The sequence below is a fragment of the Clostridium gelidum genome (genome assembly GCF_019977655.1).
Lineage (GTDB): Bacteria > Bacillota > Clostridia > Clostridiales > Clostridiaceae > Clostridium > Clostridium gelidum.
This window is the reverse complement of the sequence record NZ_AP024849.1, coordinates 4,991,517-5,018,327: the sequence shown is the minus strand read 5'-3', so window position 1 is coordinate 5,018,327 and position 26,811 is coordinate 4,991,517. Positions and strand designations below refer to the sequence as shown.

The 26,811-nt window shown below is 29.1% G+C and carries 23 protein-coding genes; 22 read left to right on the top strand and 1 reads right to left on the bottom strand.

The window, feature by feature from the left end; genetic code table 11:
• The first annotated feature begins 79 nt into the window (after positions 1 to 79).
• The 11 genes from psyc5s11_RS23150 (at position 80) to holA (ending at position 13,252) form a co-directional block, all read left to right on the top strand.
• Positions 80 to 1,126, top strand: coding sequence for a DNA polymerase IV (locus psyc5s11_RS23150; RefSeq protein ID WP_224034821.1), 1,047 nt, complete (start codon positions 80 to 82; stop codon positions 1,124 to 1,126).
• Positions 1,127 to 1,298: 172 nt separating this feature from the next.
• Positions 1,299 to 3,611, top strand: coding sequence for an AAA family ATPase (locus psyc5s11_RS23145; protein ID WP_224034820.1), 2,313 nt, complete (start codon positions 1,299 to 1,301; stop codon positions 3,609 to 3,611).
• A gap of 332 nt (positions 3,612 to 3,943) precedes the next feature.
• Complete coding sequence (gene spoIIAA, locus psyc5s11_RS23140; protein ID WP_224034819.1) at positions 3,944 to 4,279, top strand: anti-sigma F factor antagonist; 336 nt, start codon at positions 3,944 to 3,946, stop codon at positions 4,277 to 4,279.
• Between the two features lie 14 nt (positions 4,280 to 4,293).
• Positions 4,294 to 4,725: an anti-sigma F factor gene (spoIIAB, locus tag psyc5s11_RS23135; RefSeq protein ID WP_224034818.1), complete on the top strand. Its 432-nt coding sequence runs from the start codon at positions 4,294 to 4,296 to the stop codon at positions 4,723 to 4,725.
• A gap of 9 nt (positions 4,726 to 4,734) precedes the next feature.
• Positions 4,735 to 5,490: an RNA polymerase sporulation sigma factor SigF gene (sigF, locus tag psyc5s11_RS23130; RefSeq protein WP_224034817.1), complete on the top strand. Its 756-nt coding sequence runs from the start codon at positions 4,735 to 4,737 to the stop codon at positions 5,488 to 5,490.
• 392 nt (positions 5,491 to 5,882) lie between these two features.
• Positions 5,883 to 6,332, top strand: a complete 450-nt coding sequence (gene spoVAC / locus psyc5s11_RS23125) for a stage V sporulation protein AC (RefSeq protein ID WP_375542022.1) — start codon at positions 5,883 to 5,885, stop codon at positions 6,330 to 6,332.
• A gap of 12 nt (positions 6,333 to 6,344) precedes the next feature.
• The gene (gene spoVAD, locus psyc5s11_RS23120; protein ID WP_224034815.1) at positions 6,345 to 7,364 is read left to right on the top strand and encodes a stage V sporulation protein AD; all 1,020 of its coding nucleotides are present in this window, start codon (positions 6,345 to 6,347) and stop codon (positions 7,362 to 7,364) included.
• 67 nt (positions 7,365 to 7,431) lie between these two features.
• Entirely contained in the window at positions 7,432 to 7,788 is a 357-nt protein-coding gene (gene spoVAE, locus psyc5s11_RS23115) for a stage V sporulation protein AE (protein WP_224034814.1), read from the top strand.
• A gap of 149 nt (positions 7,789 to 7,937) precedes the next feature.
• On the top strand, positions 7,938 to 10,457 hold the full coding sequence (locus tag psyc5s11_RS23110) for a P-type ATPase (RefSeq protein WP_224034813.1): 2,520 nt from the start codon (positions 7,938 to 7,940) through the stop codon (positions 10,455 to 10,457).
• A gap of 4 nt (positions 10,458 to 10,461) precedes the next feature.
• Positions 10,462 to 12,162, top strand: a complete 1,701-nt coding sequence (locus tag psyc5s11_RS23105; protein ID WP_224034812.1) for a ComEC/Rec2 family competence protein — start codon at positions 10,462 to 10,464, stop codon at positions 12,160 to 12,162.
• A gap of 55 nt (positions 12,163 to 12,217) precedes the next feature.
• Entirely contained in the window at positions 12,218 to 13,252 is a 1,035-nt protein-coding gene (gene holA / locus psyc5s11_RS23100; RefSeq protein ID WP_224034811.1) for a DNA polymerase III subunit delta, read from the top strand.
• A gap of 55 nt (positions 13,253 to 13,307) precedes the next feature.
• Here the strand turns inward: holA and rpsT are convergent, their stop codons facing one another.
• On the bottom strand, positions 13,308 to 13,571 hold the full coding sequence (gene rpsT, locus psyc5s11_RS23095; RefSeq protein WP_224034810.1) for a 30S ribosomal protein S20: 264 nt from the start codon (positions 13,569 to 13,571) through the stop codon (positions 13,308 to 13,310).
• A gap of 173 nt (positions 13,572 to 13,744) precedes the next feature.
• On the opposite strand from rpsT, the gene gpr reads away from it, so the two are divergent.
• The 11 genes from gpr to dnaJ all read left to right on the top strand — a co-directional run bounded on the left by gpr (position 13,745) and on the right by dnaJ (position 26,740).
• Positions 13,745 to 14,728, top strand: a complete 984-nt coding sequence (gpr, locus tag psyc5s11_RS23090; RefSeq protein ID WP_224034809.1) for a GPR endopeptidase — start codon at positions 13,745 to 13,747, stop codon at positions 14,726 to 14,728.
• Between the two features lie 178 nt (positions 14,729 to 14,906).
• On the top strand, positions 14,907 to 15,116 hold the full coding sequence (locus psyc5s11_RS23085; protein ID WP_224034808.1) for an alpha/beta-type small acid-soluble spore protein: 210 nt from the start codon (positions 14,907 to 14,909) through the stop codon (positions 15,114 to 15,116).
• A gap of 162 nt (positions 15,117 to 15,278) precedes the next feature.
• Positions 15,279 to 16,343 carry a stage II sporulation protein P gene (locus tag psyc5s11_RS23080; RefSeq protein WP_224038255.1) on the top strand — a complete coding sequence of 355 codons (1,065 nt, stop codon included), beginning with the start codon at positions 15,279 to 15,281 and terminating at the stop codon, positions 16,341 to 16,343.
• 544 nt (positions 16,344 to 16,887) lie between these two features.
• On the top strand, positions 16,888 to 17,217 hold the full coding sequence (locus psyc5s11_RS23075) for a hypothetical protein (protein WP_224034807.1): 330 nt from the start codon (positions 16,888 to 16,890) through the stop codon (positions 17,215 to 17,217).
• Between the two features lie 231 nt (positions 17,218 to 17,448).
• Positions 17,449 to 19,254 (top strand): translation elongation factor 4, encoded by a 1,806-nt coding sequence (gene lepA / locus psyc5s11_RS23070; protein ID WP_224038254.1) that lies wholly within the window; start codon positions 17,449 to 17,451, stop codon positions 19,252 to 19,254.
• Positions 19,255 to 19,561: 307 nt separating this feature from the next.
• Positions 19,562 to 20,002 carry a hypothetical protein gene (locus psyc5s11_RS23065; protein WP_224034806.1) on the top strand — a complete coding sequence of 147 codons (441 nt, stop codon included), beginning with the start codon at positions 19,562 to 19,564 and terminating at the stop codon, positions 20,000 to 20,002.
• Positions 20,003 to 20,475: 473 nt separating this feature from the next.
• Positions 20,476 to 21,603 (top strand): radical SAM family heme chaperone HemW, encoded by a 1,128-nt coding sequence (hemW, locus tag psyc5s11_RS23060; protein ID WP_224034805.1) that lies wholly within the window; start codon positions 20,476 to 20,478, stop codon positions 21,601 to 21,603.
• A gap of 240 nt (positions 21,604 to 21,843) precedes the next feature.
• Positions 21,844 to 22,875: a heat-inducible transcriptional repressor HrcA gene (gene hrcA, locus psyc5s11_RS23055; protein WP_224034804.1), complete on the top strand. Its 1,032-nt coding sequence runs from the start codon at positions 21,844 to 21,846 to the stop codon at positions 22,873 to 22,875.
• Positions 22,876 to 22,913: 38 nt separating this feature from the next.
• Entirely contained in the window at positions 22,914 to 23,549 is a 636-nt protein-coding gene (grpE, locus tag psyc5s11_RS23050) for a nucleotide exchange factor GrpE (RefSeq protein WP_224034803.1), read from the top strand.
• An 81-nt stretch (positions 23,550 to 23,630) separates the two neighbouring features.
• Positions 23,631 to 25,478 (top strand): molecular chaperone DnaK, encoded by a 1,848-nt coding sequence (gene dnaK, locus psyc5s11_RS23045; RefSeq protein WP_224034802.1) that lies wholly within the window; start codon positions 23,631 to 23,633, stop codon positions 25,476 to 25,478.
• A 140-nt stretch (positions 25,479 to 25,618) separates the two neighbouring features.
• The gene (gene dnaJ, locus psyc5s11_RS23040; protein ID WP_224034801.1) at positions 25,619 to 26,740 is read left to right on the top strand and encodes a molecular chaperone DnaJ; all 1,122 of its coding nucleotides are present in this window, start codon (positions 25,619 to 25,621) and stop codon (positions 26,738 to 26,740) included.
• Positions 26,741 to 26,811: the final 71 nt, after the last annotated feature.

The following is a 26,811-nucleotide window of genomic DNA, read 5'->3' as shown; positions in this document are numbered from 1 at the left end:
ATTATTCATTGTATTGTCTATAATATAAGAAAGAATAGTGAGTGATATATTTTAATATGATAATGAGGTGATATGTATAATGGAAAATGTAATATTACATGTAGATATGGATGCTTTTTTTGCGTCTGTTGAGCAAAGGGATAATCCAGATCTTCGTGGTAAGCCTGTTATTGTAGGGGGAGTAAGTGAACGAGGGGTAGTCTCAACGTGCTCTTATGAAGCTAGAAAATTTGGTGTACATTCAGCTATGCCAATGTTTATGGCTAGGGAGAAATGTCCAAATGGGATTTATGTTTCAGGAAGATATGGTAAGTATACGAAGGTTTCTCAAGATGTATTTAAAATACTTAATGGGGTTACCCCTTTAGTTGAACAAGTATCGATTGATGAGGGATTTTTGGATTTATCACAAGGGAAATTTAGAGATGGGATGGAAGCTGCAAGATATATTAAAAATAGAGTCTTTAGAGAAGTTGAATTAACCTTATCCATTGGTATATCTTATAATAAATTCTTAGCAAAGCTTGCTTCAGATTGGAATAAGCCAAATGGAATTAAAGAAATAAAGAAAGAAATGTTACCAGATATACTTATGCCTCTTCCTATATCAAAGATTCATGGACTCGGCAAAGTATCGGTAGCTAAACTAAATAATATGGGAATATATTTTATAAGAGATTTATATAGAATGCCGAAGGAATTCTACACAGAATATTTAGGGAAAAATGGTACTGAAATATATGATAGAATTCGAGGTATTGATAATAGAAAAGTTGAGATTGTCCGTGAAAGAAAGTCTGTTGGGAAAGAAAAAACTTTGAGATCTGACACGAAAAATAAGGAAGAATTGCTAGAATACATAAAAGAATTTTCTTTTGAAATAGAAGAGGTTTTAAGTAGAAAAAATATTAGTGGAAAAACGGTAACTTTAAAATTTAAAACTAAGGATTTTGAAAATCACTCGAGGAGTAAAACTTTAAATAATTATATTGGAACTCATAGTGAGATATTTAAGGTTGCGGAGGAATTATTAGAATGTGAAGATCTAAAAGAAGAGGTAAGACTAATTGGCGTTAGCATATCTTCATTCAAAGAAACAGAAGTTCAGCAATTAAGTTTGCTGTAAATAATGTATATATATAATTATTTCGATGGGATATAATTATAAAAGTTTTAAAAAAGTATATCTATTTTGGTAGTTAAAGAATATTAATATTATATACAATAAATTTAGGGAGGAGTCTGCTTTGGAATATTTTAGTATATTATTCAATAATAACTTCAAAGTAGGATAAAATATGAAAAAAGAGTTAACTCCAAGTGAAATTATTTTTTGTGCATCATGTGCAGATAACATTAAAAAAAGTAATATTAATAGAATCCCAGAAATTACATCTACGTTAAATAAAATAAAAAAGAATTTGAGCATTAAAAAGGACGGATACAATATATACTATGTAGATTCATTTTCAAAAGAAAAATTAGAAAATTTAGTGGAGTATGTTGAGAATATATATGAAAAACTTCCTCCACCTAAGGACATTTGTTATGTAACAAGTCAAGAACAAGTGAATCCAAAAGCCTTATTAATGCAAAATGGTAAAGGCAATATATTAAAAGAAATGATTGAAGATATTAAAGAAAAATATTTTGAATGCATAATAGATTTTTACAACAGTTCTTCAGATGATGAAAAGGAAGATATAATTGAAGATATAAGCGAAAAGAGGAATGACTATATAACTAAGCTTATGGATTCAGCAAAGACTAAAAATTTTGATGTTAAAGCAACTAGTGGTGGATTTGTTTTTATTCCTTTAAAAGATGAAGGGGATGAGATGAGTGAGAAGGAATATAATCAATTAAAAAGTCCCTCTCAAGAAACTATTGAAAAGCAAGCATCAAAGCTAAAAAAAGAGGCTGAAGTTATATTAGAAACATTAAAGGATATTGAAGTAAAATCAATCGAAAAACTTAAAGAGATTTATAGAGATTATATAAAAAATACTATGCAGAAAGATAAAGACGATTTATTATTGCAGTTTATATCTCAAGATGAGGTCTATAAATATTTACTTCAAATGTATGATGATTTTGATGAAACAATAGTTGATTGTTATACAATAAATTTAGAAGATGATGAGGAATATATAAAAGATATATTTTCTAAATATGATGTAAATGTAATTGTTGATAATTCTAAAAAAAGTCACCCGAGCGTTATATATGAAGAAGATCCCACTATTTCAAATTTAATTGGAAATATTGAGTATAGAAATAATAATGGGGCGTATAGCACAGATATTTCTTTAATTAATGGAGGAAGCCTAATAATGGCTAATGAGGGATGCTTAATATTAAGATTAAATTCATTAATAAGTAGTGGGCTTAGTTATTATTATTTAAAGAAATCATTGATTCATGGAAAGGCAAATTATAATTATACAAAAAGCTATTTAGAAATGCTTTCTATTGCAGGACTAAAACCAGAATCCATTCCTATCAGCGTAAAGGTTATTTTAATAGGAGATTATGAAAGTTATCAAATATTATATGATAATGATGAAGATTTTAAAAGGATATTTCCACTTAGAATTGAAGCAGATATGGAACTAAAATATACGGATACTAATAGAAACTCTATTTTGGAAATAGTTAAGGAGAAAATAAGAAAAGAAAATTTATTAAATATAACTGATGATGCACTTAATGAAATGATTAAATTTTTATCTAGAGTTACAGGTCAAAGAAATAAAATGTCTATAGATGATTATTATATAAATAAAATATTGTATTTAGCTAATAACAATGCGAGTGAGGACAACAGAACAAATATAGAAAAGAAAGATATAATAGATATTGCTTATGAAGATGAAAAGATTTTAGAAGATATTATGGAGAATTATAAAAATAAAAAAATATTAATTACTACAAGTGGTAAAAAAGTGGGGATAATTAATGCACTTGCCGTAGTTGGAAATGGTTGTTATAGTTTTGGTAAACCTATGAGAATAACATGCTTATCAAATAAAGGCGAAGGAAGAATAATTGATATTCATAAAGAATGTAAAATGAGTGGAAACATTCATGAAAAATCAATCGCTATACTTCGAGGACTTTTGAGTAATTTAATAAGTCCATATGAAAAATTACCGGTAGACCTTCAATTAAGTTTTGAACAAACCTATGGGATGGTTGAAGGTGATAGTGCATCTGTTGCAGAAATAATTTGCATTTTATCAGCCTTAAGCAATAGAGGAATAAGGCAAAATATTGCAGTAACTGGATCTATAAATCAATTTGGAGAAATTCAAGCAATTGGTGGAGTTAATGAAAAAATTGAAGGGTTTCATAGGGTTTGTACTATGATAGATAAAATAAATGGTAAGGGTGTTCTAATTCCAAATACAAATGCTGATGAATTAATACTACGAAGTGAAGTTGAAGAAGATATTAAAATAGGGAAATTTCACATTTATACTATGGAAACGTTAGAAGATGCAATTGAGGTTTTGATACTTGATGAAGGTGAATCTATCAAAAGCTTTTTTAAGGAAATAGAAAATGAAATTTCGAAATATAAAGGTGTAAAAAGAAAAAGTAAGATATAGAGAAGTGTACCCAAGAAGGTAAAGTCTAATAAAAAGAAACTTTACTTAAAAGGGTACGCTTTATCTTTATTCTATAAATTAATTATAAAAATATTAAAAAATAGAAATAATTGTAATAAATAGTTTGACGTTGAAGGAAGACCTATGTTAAAATATGGTAAATAGACAAAACAAAGGTAAAGAAGGAGGTGAAAGCAGAATATCTCAAAACTAGAATATTTGAGTTTATATTATAATATATAGGTTGCAATTATGACTTTACAATAATTATCAAATGTAAAGTTAAACATATATTTATATTTTTAACTTTAAATTGGGATATTCTTAATAATATGTATTTAAAATTTGAAAAACAAAAAAATATTCTAATTACTGCTCTTAGTGGAGAACTAGATCATAATAGTGCTGAGGAGGTTAGGGTAAGGATTGATGATAGAATTGATAGAGATAATATAGAAAAGGTAATTTTAGATTTTTCAGGAGTAACTTTTATGGATAGCTCAGGAATTGGAGCTGTACTCGGTAGATATAAGAAGCTAGTTAATAAAAATGGAGTGCTTTGTATTGCAGAGCCTAATAAAAATGTTAATAGAATATTTGAACTAGCAGGTTTATATAAGGTGATTAAAAATTATAATACTGTAGATGAAGCAGTAAGGAACATTTAGATGGAGGGGTTATCATGTCTGACAATAAAATGAGCATAGAATTTGTAAGCAAATCTCAAAATGAGGGTTTTGCAAGAGTTGCTGTTGCAGCTTTTGTTGCTCAATTGGATCCAACAATTGATGAAATAAATGATGTAAAAACAGCAGTATCTGAAGCAGTTACTAATTCTATAATACATGGATATGAGAATAGAGAAGATGGATTAGTTAAAATTGAAGCTGAAATTAATGAAAATGAAGTTACTATAGTGATCATTGATAAGGGGATTGGAATTGATGATATAGAGCAGGCTATGGAACCGTTGTATACATCAAGACCAGACATAGAAAGATCCGGGATGGGCTTTACTGTAATGGAAACATTTATGGATGATTTAAAGGTAGAAAGCGAAAAAGGGATTGGTACAAAGATAGTAATCAAGAAGAAATTTAACGTGGTAAGTTAGGTGAAATATATGGAAAAAGAGGATTTAAAACGAGAGGATTATAATTATGACAAGAATCCAGAGCTAATAGCTTTAGCTAGAAATGGTGATAGAGATGCTATGAACTCATTAATAGAAATGAATTTACCATTAGTATCATCTCTAAGCAAAAAGTTTCTAAATAGGGGATATGATTATGAAGATATATTTCAGATAGGATCAATTGGATTGGTTAAAGCTATAAATAATTTTGATTTAACTTACAATGTTAAGTTTTCAACTTATGCAGTTCCTATGATTATAGGTGAAATTAAAAGATTTTTAAGAGATGATGGAATGATAAAAGTAAGCCGTAATGTAAAAAGTTTAGCGAGAAAGGTATATTTTTATAAAGAAGTTTTAACTAAAAAGCTTAAACGATCACCTACTATAGATGAACTTGCAGAATATGCAGATGTTGATAAGGAAGAAATTTTATTTGCAATAGAATCTTCTAATAGTTTACAGTATTTATATGATACAATACATCAAGATGATGGAGCACCAGTTCTTTTAATAGATAAATTAAGTGAAAAAGGTGTTGATGATGGGAATATTATTGAAAGGATAGCTCTTAAAGAAGCTTTAAGTAGTTTAGATAAAAAATCAAGACAAATTATATTGTTACGATATTTTAAAGATAAGACACAAGTCCAGGTGGCTAAGATGCTCGGAATAAACCAAGTTCAAGTGTCTAGAATCGAGAAAAAGGTTTTAGCTGAAATGAGAAAAAAATTAGAAGAATAAAAAACACAGCAAAAATAAAGAAATAGAATGTATGTTTGTTCAAATTAAATTGGATAAATAAACATTCTATTTTTTTGATGATACTAGAAATGTATAGAATTCTAATAAAATCTAAGGCTAGAGATATTAAAAGAATTGACAATTGAAAAATGTATCTTACCAAAAAATAACATGATTAATTTTAATAATTTTGCAAATGATAAGTATATAGATAAAGTGAAATTTTTCAGGTGTAGTTTTATACTCCAACTGAATTTAGTTGAACTAATACCAAGAAGGGATACAACGTCCAGCAACGTGCAAGCGTTATCTCCCACTTAAAGAAGAGGGCGTATTACGGATGATAGCTATCAGATAAAGGAGCGTGAGTAATTTTGAGTAGCAATAGGGAAATGAGAGAAGCAAAAATTAAACAAAAGTATGAGACTATGGCAAATGAAGTTATACCAAAATCTAAAGTATTTCAAGATTGCTTAAAGGCTTTTTTAGTTGGAGGATTAATTTGTGATGTAGGTCAATTTATTAATAATATAGCAACGAACTATGGATTTCCTGAAGAGCAAGTTATGAGTATAGTTCCAATTATAATGATATTTTTAGGGGCACTGTTAACCGGAACAGGTATCTATGGTAAGTTAGCTCAATTTGGTGGAGCAGGTACAGTTGTTCCTATAACAGGCTTCTCAAATGCTGTAGTTTCTCCTGCAATAGAATTTAAAAAAGAAGGATTTATATTTGGAGTTGCAGCAAAGATGTTTACAATTGCAGGACCTGTTTTAGTATATGGAATTGGAATGTCTGTAATTATAGGCATGGTTTATTATGTAATCTCATTATTTTGAGGAGGGGTTAATATGCAAATGCATAATAAGAAAATAGGGAGGCAAACAGTAAAACTTGAGAATCCACCTAAAATAATAGCAGCACATTCTATAGTAGGCCCCAAAGAAGGTGAAGGTCCTTTAAGTGGATATTTTGATGAAATCTTAAATGATGATACATTGGGAAAAGATAGTTTTGAAAAAGCAGAAAGTCAAATGATGTTTACTGCTATAACAGAAACATTAAAGAAAGCAAAACTTAAAGAAACAGATATAGATTACTTATTTTCTGGAGATTTACTAAATCAAATAATTTCCTCAAGTTTTGCTGCAAGGGAATTTAGCATTCCATTTTTTGGATTATATGGAGCATGTTCTACCATGTCAGAATCTTTAAGTTTAGCGTCAATTATAATGGATGGTGGATTTGCTAAGTATGTAATTGCAACAACTTCCTCTCATTTTAGTTCAGCAGAAAGGCAATTTAGATTTCCACTGGATTACGGTTCTCAAAGAGCACAGACAGCACAGTGGACAGTAACAGGGTCAGGAGCAGTAATTCTTGGGCATGAAGGAAATTATCCAGAAGTAACTTATGTGACAACTGGAAAAGTAAAAGATTTTGGGCAAAAAGATGCTAATAACATGGGAGCTGCTATGGCACCAGCGGCTGTTGATACAATAGTAAATCATTTTAAAGATACAGGAAGAAAACCAAGTGATTATGATGTTATAGCAACAGGGGACTTGGGGATAATAGGGAGAGAGCTTGCAGATAAGTTAATTCAAGAGTTTGGTTATGATATTAGGAAACAACATATAGACTGTGGTGAGATTATATTTGATAAGGAAAAACAAAAAACTGAAGCTGGTGGCAGTGGCTGTGGATGTTCAGCAGTTGTATTTACAGGATATTTATATAAGAAGCTTATGAAAAAAGAAATAAAGAAATTATTATTAGTTTCAACAGGTGCACTTATGAGTACAACATCATCACTTCAAGGTGAAACAATTCCAGGAATAGCGCATGCAGTTGCTATAGAAATGATGTGATGATGAAAAATGAATAATGTTGCAGGCACTCTGTTCTAAAGAGTTAGCATAAAGGAAGGGAAATTTTATGGATTATATAAGTGCATTTATAGTTGGAGGTATTATTTGTATTATAGGTCAAATATTAATAGATGTTACAAAATTGACACCAGGTAGAATATTGGTTGTGTTTGTTGTACTTGGGGCAATATTCGGAGCTTTTGGCTGGTATGATAAATTAATTGATATTGGTGGAGCGGGAGCTACAGTGCCATTGCCAAGCTTTGGAAATTCCTTGGCTAAGGCTGCAATAAAGGAAGTAAAAGAAATTGGGTTACTAGGAGCATTTACAGGAGGGATTAAAGGAGCAGCAGCTGGAATTACTGCATCAATATTCTTTGGATATTTAATGGCGCTTATTTTTAATCCGAAAACTAAAAAATAAGAATATATTAAAATTTTGCCTTTTAATATATTTGCAAGTATAATTATACTATGAATGATTATACCTACATAAATTGATAAATTATAGTATAATAATTTAATAATGATAATAATGATAATAATGAAGTGATTTAGAATGGTGGGGTTCTTTTGGAAAAGTATTGTATTAATTCCTGGGCTCAAATAGTTGAAATATTAAATAGCAATGTTAAAACTGGAATTAGTGAAAATAATTGTGAAGCAATAAGGTTAAAATATGGTACAAATAAAATTGATTTGCCAAGTGGAAATGGCTTTTATAAACATGCTATTAATGTGTTAAAACAAAGATCCATAATGATATATATTGTAATTACAATAGCATTATTTGTATTTAAGTTTTATTTATTTGGTGGAATGTCAGCCTTAATGTTAATATCCAATATAATAACAATAATAATGCATACGATAAAAAGAGATAAAGAAATTGGGGTTTTAGAAAGACTAAATTCTGCAGATACGATAGTTATTAGAGATGGAACACAGAAAATTATTAAATCTGAAGAATTAGTAATGGGGGATCTAGTTAGGTTTAATAGGGATTCTGTTATTCAAGCAGATTTAAGAATAATAAGTGCTAAAGATATAAAGGTAGATGAAAAGAGTATAACAGGAGAAAATTTTTATAAAGAGAAGTTCGAAAGCAAAGTAATAGGAAGCATTTCTTCTCTTTCAGATATGAAGAATATATTGTTTAAAGGCTCTGTAATAAAATCTGGTGATGGCTTGGGAATAGTTATCGCTACTGGAAACTTCACTCAATTAGGAAGAATCCTTGCAATGCTTACGTATGCAAGTAATAGGAAACATAATTTTGGGATAATGTTATCAAAGTTTTTAGAAAAATATTTATTGATATATTTTCTGGCAATTGTAATTATAGGTTCATACTTTGTGTATAGTGGACAAGATTCTCAAAGGAACTATATATTTACAGCATTATTTATACTTAGTTGTTCTCCAATTGCTATAATTGCAAATATTATTTTTAAAAGTGTAGTTAAAATATTTTTCAAAGAAAATATTGAAATAATAAATTTCTCAGTATTTAATTTAATAAAAGATGTTAATATTTTATTTTTAGATAAAGTTGGAGCCATAAGTAAAAAGGAAATGATTGTAAAAAAGATATTTATTAATAATAATGTTATAGCTACTAGTGATCCTTATTTAAAAGAAATAACTTTTGATAGAATAGTAGAAATATCATTAATATGTAATAACGCCATTTATAACTCAAATGAGGATAATGCAAAAGGCGAATTAGATGAACTTGCTTTTATAAATTATGGTGCCAAAAAGAAAATTTATAAGGCAACTATAGACAAGACAAATTCAAGAACTTTAGAAATACCTATGGATTCTGATAAACGTTTTTTGACTGTTGTAAGTAAATTGAATAGAAGATATAGAGCAAATACTAGAGGAAATGTAGATGATGTTGTAGAACAATGTAAGTATATCATGCTTGAAGGCGTTGAGAGAGAACTTACAGATGAGTATAAGGCTATAATAAAAGATACAGATATGAATTTATCTATAGAGGGCTTGATAACAGAAGGTTTCGCGTATAGAAATTTTAGTTATGAACCATCTAGAGATGAAAATATAGAAAGTAATATGGTTTTTGTGGGTATAATAGGGCTTGAAAACCCTCTTGAAGAAAACCTTGAAAATAGTATAAATCGCATTAAAGATAAAGCGATAGTACCTATTTTATTTACAGAAGAAAGTAAATTAAGTGCTATAACAAATGCTAAACGCGCAAATATAATAAGAAATGATAATCAAGTAGTAGCAGGAATAGAATTAGACTCTTTAAATCACCAAGAACTTAGAGATTTGCTTTGTAGAGTTAGAGTGTTTTGTAGAGTAAATCCTGAAATTAAATCAAAAATAGTTTCATTATTCATAAAAGATGGACATAAAGTTGCGACTACAGGAGAAAATTTAGGAGATTTACCAGCACTTAATTTATCCAATGTTGGAATAGGAAAAGGAAAAGCATCTGTAATGGTAAAAAGATTATGCGATGTTTATATTCAAGAAAACTATTTAGATGGATTTTTCAAAATAAGAGATTTTTCAAGGCGATTTGAAAAGAATATAGATAGAGTTTTCAAAATATACTTTATGACTATTCTTTCGGAACTTTTAGTTTTATTAGGTTGCCTTATAATGGGACAAACAGAAAGTTTGGATTTTTGGAACATACTAGTTATAAATGGTATATTATTCATTCCATTATCTCTAATAATTTTGTTAAAAGGTGGCCGAGATATTAGTAATAATGAAGTAATAACTAGAGCTTCAATATTAAGTATAATTACTATGATTTCAATTTATAAGGTTGATGGTAAAGAAGCAACCTTAATACCGTTAGTTATAATATCTATGGGTATTTTGATTTACACATTGTTTAATAGCAATGTTTCTATAAGAAGATCATCTAAAGAGTTAGTTATGGGAATAGTATCATTTTTAATAATTATTATAGGTATAGTTGGTGTTATTTTAATTAATAATGTATTACCTAGAGATATAGTTGTAATAGAATTAGGGACTTCATTAATATTTTTTATTATTTTTGAAATTTTAGCTAGAAAGTGGCAAAACTCATTAATGAGGTGAGTTTATGTTTTCTAAAAAAATAGAGGAAGTAGGAAATCCTGTAGTATATATTTTTTTAACACTAGCAATTAGTTGTATTTCTTATGGAATAAATCAAGAAATTAGAGGGCTTGCAATATTTATTGTGGTCTTCTTTTTTCTTTCTTTATTTTATTACTGTGGAATAAGTTTTACCTGTATTATGATTATGTTTTTCACTATTGGAATTCTTATAAATTTTTCATATTATAGAATTGGAAATGAAATAAGTGGTGAAGTAAGAATATTGAAAATGAATAATTACGGTATTATGGGAAATTATGAAGGGAAAAATATTATATTAAAAACTGATAAAAAGAATTTAAATGTTGGGGAAAAATATGAAGTTACAGGGAACGTTAAAAATATACAAGATAAGATTAATGGAATAGTTGGAGAAGTTGAGCCAAAAGCAATAAATAAAGCTAATGGAGATTTTATAACTAAACTTTATGAGTTTAAAAGAAAGATATATAATAATTTAGAAGAAAACTTAGGCAAACGAAAAGCAGGGTTAATAGCCTCAATTGCTTTTGGATATTCTGATTATTTAGATGAAGAAGATAAAGACGATATGAAAAACTTTGGAGTCATACATAGCATAAGTGTTTCAGGATTGCATGTAGCTATAGTATATGGATTTTTAAGAATTTTTATGGGAGGTAAGGCAGGACTTTTGGCTACAATGATATATGTTATATTCACAGGAAGTAATTATTCAAGTATAAGAGCATTTTTAATGCTTTCTTCAGTAGAAGTGGGACATATATTGAAAAGGAATAATAGTTCAATCTCAGCACTATGTTTTTCAGCTATGATTTTAATAATTTATCAGCCTTATAGTATTTTCAGTATATCTCTTCATTTATCATATTTAGCTACACTTGGAATAATAATGTTTAATAATAAATTTAATAATATATTATATAAATTGCATGTAAAGCTCAGGCAATCACTAAGCTTAACATTAAGTGCTCAAATTTTTACAGTGCCATATTTGATTTTAATATTTAAAGATTTTTCTGTAAACTTTATTATTGGTAACTTATTTTTAGTTCCATTTGTAGATCTTATAGTTATTACTGGAAACATATTAGCACTTACATATGTATTTCCTAAACTATTTGATTTTTGTTGTTATTTAAATTTAAATATAATAAAAGTATTTGATTGGATGTTAAATATTATTGATAAAATTTCATTGCCTATGTTTTATGGAAATGAGTATGTAGTATTTTTTTATTTATTTTTAATGCTAAGTTTTTATTTTGTTCGGAAAGGTTATAAGAAATTTATTTATCTTCCACTTATATCTATTTTAGCAATAACATTTCAAATATATAGTCCGATTCTTAATATAAAATATTATAAAGAAGGAGCTATTTTAGTTAGTTATAGAAATCAAAGAGTTCTTATTGCTAATAAAAATCAAATTGATTGGAAAAGACTTTCAGAAATTACAATGGCAACACAATCTTATAGACAAGGAAGAGTAATTAATATAGATGGAATTTATAATGTTAAATTACAGGGAAAAAATTATATCTTAGAGACTTCAAAAGAAAAATATTTATTAAAAATGGTAAGTGGCAAGGAGTCAAGTGAATATGATATAATAAATTTTAAAGATGGACTTACTAAAAAGATATTTATAATAAATGGTAAAGCAATAGAAGTCTACTCATAGGTTGCAATTGTACATTGCATCAATAATTTATTTGTTATGCGAGAGGAAAATAAAATTGATTAATTATGAAGTTTATGAACAAGAAATTGAAAAAGGTAATGTGAAGAATGGATATATATTTTGCGGATTAGATGAAGAACTTATTAAAGATGGGATAAGTCTAATTATTAAAAGAGAAGTATCAGAAGAATTTAAAGAGCTTAATTTAATCAGAATAGATGGAATGAATACAAGTTTTGATGATATTATGAATGCCTGTGAAACAATGCCTTTTATGAGTGCTAAGAAAGTTGTTGTTATTTATAGAGCAAATTTTTTGCATGAAAAAAGTGATTCGACAGGTACTAAAATATATAATGATATTAAGAAATATGTTGAGAACTTGCCTCCAGATACTATTTTGATAATGTATTACTTGTTAAATGATAAGAGGGATAAACCTAACAAAAACAAAAAATTAAATACTACAGGTAAGTTTTTACATGTAGTATATTGTGATAAGCTAAAAAGGGATAAATATTTAAAAAAGGTTTCTGAGGTATTTAAGGAAAAAGGAAAGCAAATTGGGAAAGTTGAATTAATGTATTTTTGCGAGAAAGTACAAAGTAATTTTGACATTATAAAAAGAGAAGCTGATAAGCTTATATCATATTGTGAAGGTAGAGAAATAAAGAAAGATGATATTAATTTACTTATTTTAAATTCAAATGAAGATGATATTTTTGATTTAATAGAGTTGATAGCTACAAGAAAGATTGATAAGGCTATAGACATAATGAAAGAAATTCTGTATAAATCAGACCAACATATGCTTATAATAAGTGCAATTGAAAAACATTTTTTAAGATTATATGAAATAAAAATTAAAATTAGTAAAGGGAAAAGATTGGAAGATATTATATCAGAATATAGATTACCGCAGTTTGTATGTGAAAAATTAATGACCCAAACCAATAGATTTACTGAAAAACAGTTAATGGAGTTAATTAAAATTTGTGTTAAAACAGAAACAAAATTAAAATCCACAGGAATAGATAAGAATATGGAAATGGAATTTCTCCTTATAAATACTCTTACAGTGAAGAAATAAACTAAGGATTTTGCGCAAAAAAATAACCCATCTAGTGATAGATGGGTTTTTAAGATTATGCCATAGCGTGTAACTTTGTAGCTAATCTTGATTTCTTTCTAGCAGCCATGTTCTTATGAACAACTCCCTTAGTAGTCGCCATATCTAATGACTTAACAACTGATGTATATAAAGTTGTAGCTTCTTCGTTATTCTTAGCTTCTACAGCAGCTTCAAATTTCTTTATAACAGTCTTTAAAGCAGACTTAACCATTCTGTTCTTTAAAGTCTTAGTTTCAGTAACTTTAATTCTCTTTTTTGCTGATTGGATATTTGCCATTCTTAATTCACCCCCCTTAAATTTTTATAGGGTCTCTGCAGTTTTTGGGGAAATCTGCGTACGAGTTCATATTCAACAAACCTTATTATAGCATCAGAAGTTATGTAATTCAAGTATTAAATTCAAAGAAAAAGGAAAAATAAGACTGACTAAATATATAAAGAGGTGTTTATATGATAAATGTTAGAACAGACCTAGTACTTGAAGCAAGGGAAATCTATAAAGCAAACCATAAGGACGAGGGTGATATTGATGGAATAGAAGTTATTGAAGAAAGTGAAAAAGATATTAAGGTAACTACAGTAAAAGTAAAAAATGAAGAAGGATCTAAAAAAATTGGAAAACCAAAAGGGAATTATATAACTATAGATATTCCTGATTTTACTATTTATGATGGAGAAACTATGAATAGAGTTTCAGAAGTAGTATCAGAAATTTTAGGAAGATTAATAAAAATTGACACTGAAAAAACTGCTTTAATTGTAGGTCTTGGAAATTGGCAGGTAACTCCAGATGCATTAGGTCCAAAAGTTACAGAAAAAATAATGGTAACAAGACATTTAAGTGCAGTAATGCCTGAAGTAATTGATGACTCTGTTAGACCAGTTTGTTCAATATCCCCTGGAGTACTAGGAGTTACAGGTATTGAAACTGTGGAAATAATTAAGGGTGTTGTGGAAAAAATAAAACCAGATTTAGTAATATGCATAGATGCATTAGCTGCAAGACGGGTTCAAAGAGTAAATACAACAATCCAAATTGGAGATACAGGAATAGCTCCGGGTGCTGGAGTTGGAAATAATAGAAAGCAGATAAATGAAGAAAACTTGGGTGTTAAAGTTATTGCTATAGGAGTACCAACAGTTGTAGATGCAATTACAATTGCTAATGATACTATAGATTTAGTTGTAGATTCACTAATAAGCAATTCCTCAAGTGGAACTGATTTTTATAAAATGCTAAAATCTTTAGATAAAAATGAAAAGGAGAATCTTATTAAGGAAGTATTATCATCACAAGTTAGTACAGACATGATAGTTACACCAAAAGATATTGATTTAGTTATTAATTCTTTATCAAAAATAATAGCCAATGGAATAAATATGGCTGTGCAACCTAACATGAATATGGAGGAAATTAATAAATTTATGGGTTGAAATAGCTTACATATAGAGAAACTATAAAGAACTATAAAGGAAAAATATCTAAAGTTATCTAATACAAGCTATTAATTCTACCTTTGTCAGCATTTAAATAGATTATAATTTTGAATAGTGGTTAATATATTAATGCCGGTAGATAATAAATAATAAGATTTTGAGGAGGTAGATTTATATGGCTTCAAACAATAGTGGAAGTAACAGAACTTTAGTACCAGAAGCAAGACAAGGTTTAAACAGATTAAAAACTGAGGTTGCATCTGAAGTTGGATTAAGTGATTATGAAAACGTTGATAAAGGAAACCTTTCTTCAAGACAAAATGGAAGTGTTGGTGGAAACATGGTTAAACATATGGTAGAAAGCTATGAACAAGGACTTAAATAATAAACAAATAAATAAATAATAGTAAATGCACTAAGCTCGTCTTGGTGCATTTACTATTTATATTTAGAATACTGTTAATCTTCATTTTCTACTCCCAATTTAATTAGAATAATTATGTAAATTTATTAATATAATTATAAAAGAGTACAAGGGGGGAGAATGGTGATATATATGAGCAGAGGAGAAAGAAGAAATAGCATAAATAAAAAAATAAAAGTAAAACCGAATATAAATATAGGTATAGTAGTTCTCATTTTGTTTTTAAGTATTTTTTTTATAAGACTTGGTAATATTCTAAAAAATAATAGAGAAAGAGGAGCCTTTGCTTATGTTCAATTATTAAATTTAGGAATGCCAATAATACAATCTCAAGTTTATGATGAAGGGACTTATGCTGAAAATAAGCTTTCGCTAAGGAATGTTTGCTTTGAAGTATTAGGTTTAAACAATTTTAGCTATAGAGGAATAATACAAAATGAAAATAGCTTTTTTTATGATATAGATGATACGGACACTAAATCAGTGTTTACCTTTAATCCGTTCCAAGTAAGTGAAGATAGTATTTCTAAGTTGCCTGTAAATAATGATAGTAAAAATACACAAATTTACAATCCAAGTTTGAAAAAGGAAATAAATAAGTCAAAGCCAGAAATATTGATATACCACACTCATACAACTGAAAGTTATGGCACTGAATCAGAAAGCTCGGATGAAAATATAAATGTTGTGGGAGTTGGAGATGTTCTTGCAAATGAACTTGAGGGGAATTATGGAATCTCGGTAATACATGATAAAACAGATCACTGTATTTCTTATAATGATAGTTATACAAGATCTGGAGAAACAGTTGACAAGTACTTGAAAGAATATGGGGATTTTAAAATGATTATAGACTTGCATAGAGATTCATTGGAAAATAAAGCTGCAACAACAACAGAAATTTATGGTATGAGTGCATCTAAAATAATGTTTGTTAATGCTGAAAATAGTACAAGATATCCTAAAAATAAAGCGCTTACAGAAAAAATATTTAATAAAACAGGTGAATTATTTCCAAGTTTGCCTATAAAAATATTTACTTATCCTAGGGGGATTAAGGCATTTAATCAAAGTAAGAGCGATGGATGCTTGCTTTTTGAAATAGGTGCCAATAAAAATACCCCACAAGAATCAAAAGTTACGGCAGAATGTATGGCCAGAGTAATTGCAGAAATTATAAATAAATAGATACCAAGGGTGAAAATTGCACTTATGCGTATAATCCTCCGAAATTGGATACATGTGTGTTCCATCGGACTAAGAAAAGTTCGCTGGAAGCTTCTAAATGGCAGGTTGCACCCATTTCTGCATGATCCTAAGACGAGCTTAGGACAAGCAATAAATGGAACAACCTGCCATTAAGAGGCTTCAACAGCTTATTTTCTAATGCCGATTTAACAAACATGTATCCAATTTCTCTGTTTTGATAGACTCTTAAGTATTGAAAATAGTATATATATTCTCAAATAATATGCACCAATAAAAAAAGTTCAATAACACAATCAGAATTTTTACACATATAAAAATCCAAAGCATTTAGTTAGATATTATAAAACAATACGTAACATAGTGATACAGTAGAAAATTACCTGTAAATATGCATCGATAACATAATAATTTAGATTAATGAATAATACTTTATAAATATGGAAAGAATGTAAATAGAAAAAATAAAGAAAGTTTTAGGGATAGTTAAAAAATAAATCAACTAATTGAAAAGGGTGTTTATTTATTGAAGAATATTTTTAAGGGTTACATATTTAAAAAAGTAGTACCAGCAATTTTAATTTTATTTTCGGTCTTAGTTGGAATTATTAAAATTGATGTGATTAATACTAAAGCATTATCACCTCTTGGGAATACAAATGAAAATTATAAACTTGTAAGTGAAAAATTTGGAGAAGATTTTTCAAATTTCATAAAAGATAATTCATTTTTAAAAATTTATAAAGAATCAGAAAAAGACATATTGGTTAGACTAGGGGATAGTAATTTTAAAATAAGAAATGAATCTGATTTTATAAAAAAAATACAAGGAATTTTTAATAATATACATATATGAAAAAGTGTAAAACACAATTGAGAACTTATAGCATAAAGGAATTATGAAATTAAGTTAATCTTAGTTGAACTTATCTAGGAGCTAGCAGATAAACTTATATGTAATTATCATAGAAAAGTTTGCAAGTAGATTTTCTTGTAGCCTTTTTAAATGGATGTATGTTATAATTTAGCTGATTTAATTATAACGGGGGTGAATGAACTGCCTTAAGGTTAGAAGGTAGTTATGCGTATGAAAAGTGTAAGACAAGAACATATAAGAAATTTTTCAATAGTAGCACATATTGATCATGGTAAGTCAACCCTTGCTGATAGATTACTTGAAACTACAGGGACCTTAACTAAAAGGGAAATGGAAGAACAAGTTCTAGATAATATGGATATAGAAAAAGAAAGAGGAATTACAATAAAGTCTCAAGCAGCGAGACTTATATATAAAAGAGATAATGGTGAAGAATATATTTTTAATTTAATTGATACTCCAGGGCATGTGGATTTTAATTATGAAGTGTCAAGAAGTTTAGCAGCCTGTGAAGGTGCTATATTAGTTGTTGATGCAACGCAAGGTGTTCAAGCTCAAACTTTAGCTAATTGCTATTTGGCATTAGATAATAATTTGGAAATTGCACCAGTAATAAATAAGATTGATTTACCATCTGCAAGACCAGAAGAAATTAAAAAAGAAATTGAAGATGTAATAGGAATAGACGCATCAGAAGCACCAATGATATCTGCCAAGACAGGACTTAATATAGGCGATGTGCTAGAATATATTGTTAAGAACATACCGTCACCAGATGGGGACGAAGAAGCACCTTTAAAGGCATTAATTTTCGATTCATATTATGATAGCTATAAGGGTGTTGTGTGCATAGTAAGAGTAATGGATGGAAAAGTAAAAATTGGAAGCAAAATTAAGCTTATGGCGACTAATAAATTTTATGAGGTTACAGAAGTAGGTGTATTTACTCCTGGAGTACTTCCAATTGATGAATTAATAGCAGGAGATGTTGGATATGTAACAGCGTCAATTAAAAATGTTAGAGATGCTAGAGTTGGCGATACAATAACAGAAGCTAATAGACCAACACAAAAGGCACTTGTAGGTTACAAACCTGCTATACCAATGGTCTATTCGGGAATATTTCCAGTGGATGGAGCAAAGTATGATGAATTAAGAGAAGCTCTAGAAAAATTGCAAATAAATGATGCAGCATTAAACTTTGAACCAGAAACATCGATGGCCTTAGGGTTTGGATTTAGATGTGGATTCTTAGGATTATTGCACATGGAAATAATTCAAGAGAGAGTTGAAAGAGAGTTTAATTTAGATATAATTACAACTGCACCATCAGTTATATATAAAGTAATCAAAACAGATGGTGAAATATTAGAAATAACAAATCCAACTAATCTACCACCTTTAACTGAAGTGGATTATATGGAAGAACCAGTGGTTAAGGCATCTATAATTACTCCGAAAGATTATGTTGGATCGGTTATGGAATTGTGCCAAGACCGAAGAGGCGTATATATTGATATGGAATATGTAGAAGAAACTAGAGCAGTTGTAAAATATGATATTCCACTAAATGAAATAATATATGATTTCTTTGACACTCTAAAATCTAGAACTAAAGGATATGCATCTTTAGATTATGAATTAAAAGGATATATTAGAACTAAACTAGTTAAGTTAGATATATTATTAAATGCTGAGATAGTTGATGCATTATCAATGATAGTTCCAGAGGAAAGAGCATATCATAAAGGACGAGGAATAGTTGAAAAATTAAAAGAAGCAATTCCAAGGCAAATGTTTGAAGTTCCAATTCAAGCAGCAATTGGTGGTAAGATTATAGCAAGAGAAACTGTAAAGGCTATGAGAAAAGATGTATTAGCTAAATGTTATGGTGGAGATATTTCAAGAAAGAAGAAGCTCTTAGAAAAGCAAAAAGAAGGAAAGAAGAGAATGAGACAGGTCGGATCTGTTGAAGTTCCACAAGAAGCATTTATGGCAATCTTAAAGGTAGATTAATCAAGTGAAACTTGATTCAGGTGGGGTTTGATCCCCATCTGAATCTTAGTTGAACTTATCTAGGAGCGTGCAGCCGTTATCTCCCACTTTAAGAAGTGGGAGTGTTACGGATGCTAGCTATCAGATAAATATAATGGGGTATTTCATACATATAAATTAGGGGAATTAATCAAAATTCCAATTGAGTATAATAAAAAAATATAAATGTATGAAAGAAAAATATATTAATTTTAAGGAATTATTTGTATAATAATAATTAGTATTATACAAATAATTTTTTGTTGATAGAAATTTAGGAGGGGTTTGAATGTTTTTAAATGAATTAAGTAAAAATGAAGGAATTGCTTTTATGCAATTGGTCAAAGGTCTTGCAAATTCAGACAATACTTTCGCAAAAGAAGAAAAGAATCTTTATACTGATTATCTTGAGGAACTAAGTATAAAAGAAAATGAAATACCAGACGCAAATTTAAATTCCATATATGAAAAATTAAAAAATTCTTCTGAAAGAAAGAAAAATATTATTTATTTTGAGTTAATAGGTCTTGCGCTTATTGATGGAGAATACGATGAAAAAGAAGTGGAATTTTTAGAAGGAATAGGCGGAAAATTAGAGATAAAACGTGATAAAAGAATATCTTTTGCTAATTATTTCTATAACTTCGTAGATGTATATGGCTTTTCAGTTGTTGATGCAGAAAGCAAAATTAATTTACTAAAAGAACAAGCAGAAAAATTACTAGCATAAATAAGTTCACAATATGCGGATATTGCGGATTATTTAAAGTGCGGCGATAGCCCTCCGAAAGAGAATACAAACATGTTCCGCAGGACTAGAAAAACTTCGCTGGGTATATCTAAATGGAACAACTTTCCATTGAGATATGCCATCAGCTCATTTTTCAATGCCTGCTCCACACGTATGTATTCTCTTTCTTTGTATAGGAATAAGGCAAAATCAAAAAAATAACAAGTCAATATGCTAGTCTATTTCGTGTCATACTTCGTCAGTATGTTCACATAATAGCCCGCTATGAGGTAAACATACTTCCTCGTCTGACGCAAAATATACATCGAATTTTGGACTTGTTATTTTCTTTCATATGCCTAACTGCAATAGCATGACCGTTATTTCGGTAGTTTGTACAATTAACCTGAGTATTCATTAGGGTTAGCTATGTTACGCAATACCTATCAAAAAGAATTTTTAGGAGGATTATAATGGGAGAAATATCTTTATATATACATATTCCATTTTGTAAACAAAAATGTCTTTATTGTGATTTTCCATCTTATTCGGGAAAAGAAAAATTTATGGATGAATATGTAGATGCATTAAATAAAGAAATATTACAAAAAGCTAAAAAATATAGTATAAATAGCATATTTATTGGTGGTGGGACGCCTTCTTACTTAAATGAATCAAGTTTACAAAGTTTATTAGATACTATAAATAAATTAAATTTAAAGGAAAATTTGGAATTTACTGTTGAATGTAATCCGGGAACGTTGAATAAAAGAAATCTGGATATTATGAAAAAATATAATGTAAATAGAATCAGTATGGGGTTGCAATCCACAAAGAACTCTATTTTAAAAGAGATTGGAAGAATACATAGTTATGAGGAATTTAGAAACAACTATTATTTAGCTAGAGATATAGGATTTGACAACATAAATATAGATTTAATGTTTGGATTACCAAATCAAACTATTGAAGATTGGAAAGAATCATTAACGGAAATAGCAAAGCTTGAACCGGATCACATATCAGCATATAGCTTAATAATTGAAGAAGGAACACATTTTTATAATTTATATGAAAAAGATAAATTAAAGTTACCCAATGAAGATATAGAAAGAATGATGTATTTATCAACTAAAGATATTTTAAATAAATATGGGTATCACCAATATGAAATATCTAATTTTGCAAGGATAGATAAAGAATGTTTTCATAACAAAGTTTATTGGAAATGTAATGAATATTTAGGATTAGGCGTGTCAGCTAGTTCGTTTGTAGATGAAAAGCGGATTAAAAATATAGATGATATTGAAAAATATATAGAGAAGATTAATAAAAATGAAACTGTAATAGAAGAAATTCATGAAAATGACATAAATGATGACATGGAAGAATTTGTGTTTATGGGACTTAGAATGATTGAAGGAATAAAAATAAATGAATTTAAGAAAAAATTTAATAAAGATATATATGAAGTCTATGGAGATATAATTGAAAAAAATATAAAAAAGGAATTATTAATTTGTAATTCGGATAAACTATTCTTAAGTTCTAGAGGCATGGAAATATCTAATTATGTAATGAGTGACTTCATATTATCATAGAGAATTTATACTAAAAATATTAGAATAAATATCTAAAATTTGTATATGAAAATAAATAATATAGAAAATTAAAGCAAATAGGAGATATAAAGAGATAAAGTGATGAAATTAAATTATTATTACCTGTAGAAAGCTATAATAAATAGAATTGGAATTGACAAAAAACATCAAAAATAATATATTAAAAACATAGTCATTAGCACTCGAGGTTAATGAGTGCTAACAAAAAGAGGTGAAGTTATGAGTATTGATGGAAGAAAAATAAAAATACTTCAAGCTATTATCAATGACTATATTCGTACAGGAGATCCTGTAGGCTCAAGAACAATTGCTAAAAACTATAATTTAGGTATCGGTTCTGCAACTATAAGAAATGAAATGGCCGATCTTGAAGATATGGGATACTTAGAACAACCTCATGCTTCTGCAGGAAGAATTCCTTCTAGTAAGGGATATAGATTATATGTTGATAAACTTATGGATAGTCAAAGGCTAACAGTTGAGGAAGATTTGAAAATCAAGCAATATATAATTGATTCAGCAATGCTTGAAGTAGATAAAATTGTAAGGCAAACTAGTGCATTGTTGTCAGAGCTTACTAAATTGACTTGTGTGATTGAATCGCCATCAGTTAAAAAGAGTTTTGTTAAATCAATTCAGCTTATCAAGGTTGATGAATATAATTTAGTATCAGTTTTTTTAACAGATACTGGATTTATAAAAAATCATATGCTTAAGTTGAATAGTGGAGTTCCTAAAATTGAAACTTTAATGAGAATAAATCAAGTTATTAATAACAGATTGGTAAATCTCTCAATAGAAGAAATTAATCTAGAAGTAATTAATAATCTTAAAAAAGATTTAGGAGAATATGAAGAAATATTTAATGCAATTCTACCAGTTTTGTATGAGACATTAAATTCTACAGATTCGTCAGAAGTATTTATGGAAGGAACAACAAATATATTCAATTATGCAGAATATAACGACATTGATAAAGCTAAAGAAATATTATCGCTTTTTAATGATAAAAAATCTATAATGGATCTATTTAACCCACAGGATAATATTACAATTAGTATAGGCGATGAAAATTATAGAAAGCAAGCTAAGGACTGTAGTATAATATCTGCTGAATATTCTTTTAGAGATAGACCAATTGGTAAAATTGGATTAATTGGACCTAGAAGAATTAATTATTCAAAGGTAATAACAATTATGGCGGAAGTCATAAAAGAACTTAATAATATGTTAAGTAATGAAAAAATATAGATGTAAGATTTAAAGAGAAGAGGTGTGTTTTTAGAGCTATGAAAAAAAAGAAAGATATAAAAAATGAAGAACTAAATAATGAAGAAATTAAAGATGAAGCAGTAACTGAAAAAGAAACACAAGGAACTGTGAATAATGACCAAATGGAAAACGAGGAATCTAGTGAAATATGTGATGAAGTCTCTGAAAATGATGAGACTACAGAAGATGATGAACTAAATATAGTAAAAAAACAAAAAGAGGAAAATAAGAAATTGCAAGAAGAATTAGATGCGACTAAAGATAGACTTTTAAGAGTGACAGCTGAATATGATAATTATAGAAAAAGAACTACTAAAGAAAAAGAAGGAATATATAGTGATGCATATGTAGATGTATTAAAAGAAATTGTTCCAATTCTTGATAACTTAGAAAGAGCTATTGCAGCTGATGGAAGTGTAGAAGATTTGAAAAAAGGAATTGAGATGACAATAAAAGGGTGTCAAGATTCATTTACAAAGCTTGGAATTGAAGAAATAGATGCTTCTGGAGAATTTGATCCTAATGTTCACAATGCAGTAATGCATATAGAAGATGAAAGCTTAGATAAAAATGTAATAGCAGAAGTATTCCAAAAGGGATACAAAAAGGATGAAAAAATAATAAGACATACAATGGTTAAAGTAGCTAATTAAAAATTTATAGAATGTAAAAAAAATTAAATAAAAAATTTAAATTAAAATAAATTAATAAAGTTTTAGGAGGAATAATATATTATGGGAAAAATTATAGGAATTGACTTAGGAACTACAAATTCATGTGTAGCAGTTATGGAAGGTGGAGAACCAACAGTTATTGCAAATGCAGAGGGATCTAGAACTACTCCATCAGTAGTATCATTTCAAGCAGGTGGCGAAAGATTAGTTGGTCAAGTTGCAAAAAGACAATCAATAACAAATCCAGACAAAACAATTATCTCAATAAAGAGACACATGGGAACTGGATACAAAGTTGATATAGATGGAAAAAACTATTCACCACAAGAAATTTCAGCTATGGTACTTCAAAAAATTAAAGCAGACGCTGAAAGTTATTTAGGTGAAACAGTAACTCAAGCAGTAATAACTGTACCAGCTTACTTTAATGATAGCCAAAGACAAGCAACTAAGGATGCAGGAAAAATTGCAGGTCTTGAAGTTTTAAGAATAATAAATGAACCAACAGCAGCAGCATTAGCTTATGGTTTAGATAAAACAGATAATAATCACAAAATATTAGTTTATGACTTAGGTGGAGGTACTTTCGATGTATCTATTCTAGACCTTGGAGATGGTGTATTCGAAGTATTATCAACTAATGGAGATACAAAGCTTGGTGGAGATGACTTTGATGAAAAGATCATGCACTACATTGCAGACACATTTAAATCAGATAATGGAATTGACTTAATGCAAGATAAAATGGCACTTCAAAGATTAAAAGAAGCTGCTGAAAAAGCTAAGATTGAATTATCATCATCAACTCAAACAAATATAAACTTACCATTTATTACAGCAGATGCAACAGGTCCAAAACATATAGATTTAACTTTAACTAGAGCGAAATTTAATGAAATTACTAGTGACTTAGTTCAAAGATCAATTGAACCAATGAAAAAAGCATTAGCTGATGCTAAACTTTCATTAAGTGATATTGAAAAAATAATCTTAGTTGGTGGATCAACAAGAATTCCAGCAGTAGTAGATGCAGTTAAGAACTTTACAGGAAAAGAACCATCTAAGGGAGTTAATCCAGATGAATGTGTTGCAGTTGGTGCAGCTATTCAAGCAGGAGTACTAACAGGAGAAGTTAAGGATATAGTATTACTTGATGTTTCTCCATTAACACTTGGAATTGAAACAGCAGGTGGAATAGCTACTCCATTAATCGAAAGAAATACAACTATTCCAACAAAGAAGAGCCAAGTATTCTCAACTGCTGCAGACAGTCAAACATCAGTTGAAATCAATGTAGTTCAAGGTGAAAGACAAATGGCTATGGATAATAAGTCACTTGGACAATTTACACTTTCAGGAATAGCTCCAGCACCAAGAGGAATTCCTCAAATCGAAGTAACATTTGATATAGATGCTAATGGTATTGTTAAGGTATCAGCTTTAGATAAAGGAACTGGAAAGCAAGCTAATATCACAATTACAGCTTCAACTAACTTAAATGATGATGAAGTTGATAAGGCTGTAAAAGAAGCTGAGAAGTTTGCAGAAGAAGATAAGAAGAGAAAAGAAAAAGTTGAAACTGCAAACACTGCAGATCAAACAATCTATCAAATAGAAAAAACACTAAGTGAAGTTGGAGATAAAGCTACAGAAGAAGAAAAAGCTGGAGTTCAAGCTAAGATTGAAGAGCTTAAGAAGATTAAAGATAGCGATGATGTAGAAGCTGTTAAAGCTGCAATTGAAGCAGTAAACCAAGCATTCTATCCAATAGCTACAAAGATGTATCAACAACCAGAAGGCGCAGAAGGTGCAGGATTTGATCCAAATGCATCAGCTGGTAATGCTCAAAGTGCACCACATGATGATAATGTTGTAGATGCAGATTTTAAGGTAGATGAAGACAAATAGGATAAATAGGTTGTACTAAACACTAGTTATCTAATATAATGGGATAGGGAAGGCAACTCGTCTTCCCTTTTCTAAAGTATATAATTGGAATTTATATATACTTAAATTAAAAAATAAAACCAGGTGGTGAATATAAACAAATGGCAAGTAAAGACTATTATGAATTACTTGGACTTCAAAAGGGTGCAGGTGATGATGAAATAAAAAGAGCCTTTAGAAAAATGGCAGTAAAATATCATCCAGATAAAAATCAAGGAAATGATGAAGCCGAAGAAAAGTTTAAAGAAATAAATGAGGCTTATCAAATTCTTTCAGATCCAGAAAAGAGAGCTAAGTATGACCAATTTGGATCAGCTGCTTTTGATGGTAGTGGAGGCTTTGGAGGCGGAGGCTTCGATGGCTTTGATATGGGTGGTTTTGGTGATATATTCGAGTCATTCTTTGGAGGTGGCGGAGGAAGTTCTAGAAGAAAGAATGGACCAGCACGTGGAAGCGACCTTGAATATGCAATGACATTAACTTTTGAGGAAGCTATATTTGGTGTTGAAAAAGAAATATCAATTACTAGAAATGAAAATTGTGAACACTGCAGCGGAAGTGGTGCTGAACCAGGAACTAATGCAAAAACTTGTCCAACTTGTGGTGGGGCAGGTCAAGTAAGAGTACAAAGACAAACTCCTCTTGGAAGCTTTGTTTCAACATCAACATGTGATACATGTAGGGGTACTGGTAAAATAATAGAAAAACCATGCTCACATTGTAGAGGAAAAGGTAATGTTAGAAAGACAAGAAATATAAAAGTTAACATACCAGCAGGTGTTGATACAGGAAATGTAATGCCACTTAGAGGACAAGGGGAACATGGATTAAGAGGTGGAAGTCCTGGAGATTTATATGTGAAAATTAATGTGGCGCCATCAAAAATATTCACAAGAAAAGGAAATGATGTGTATATAGATACTCATGTTTCTATGGCTAAGGCTGCCTTAGGTACAGAAATAACTGTAGCTACAGTAGATGGGAATGTTAAATATAATGTTCCAGCAGGTACTCAATCAGGAACAATGTTTAGATTAAAGGGCAAGGGTATACAAAGAGTTAATTCAAGTGGAAAAGGAGATCAATATGTAAAAGTTGTAGTTGATATTCCTAAGACATTGAATAAGGAACAAAAAGAAGCATTATATGAATTAATGAGAGCATCAGGTGAAGAATTTGATGAAGCTAATGCTCCTAAGAAAAAATTATTTGGGAAAAAATAAATAATAAAAATATATACGTAAAGAGACTATTTTTAATAGGGATAAAGTTTTTATCGTTATTTAGATAGTTT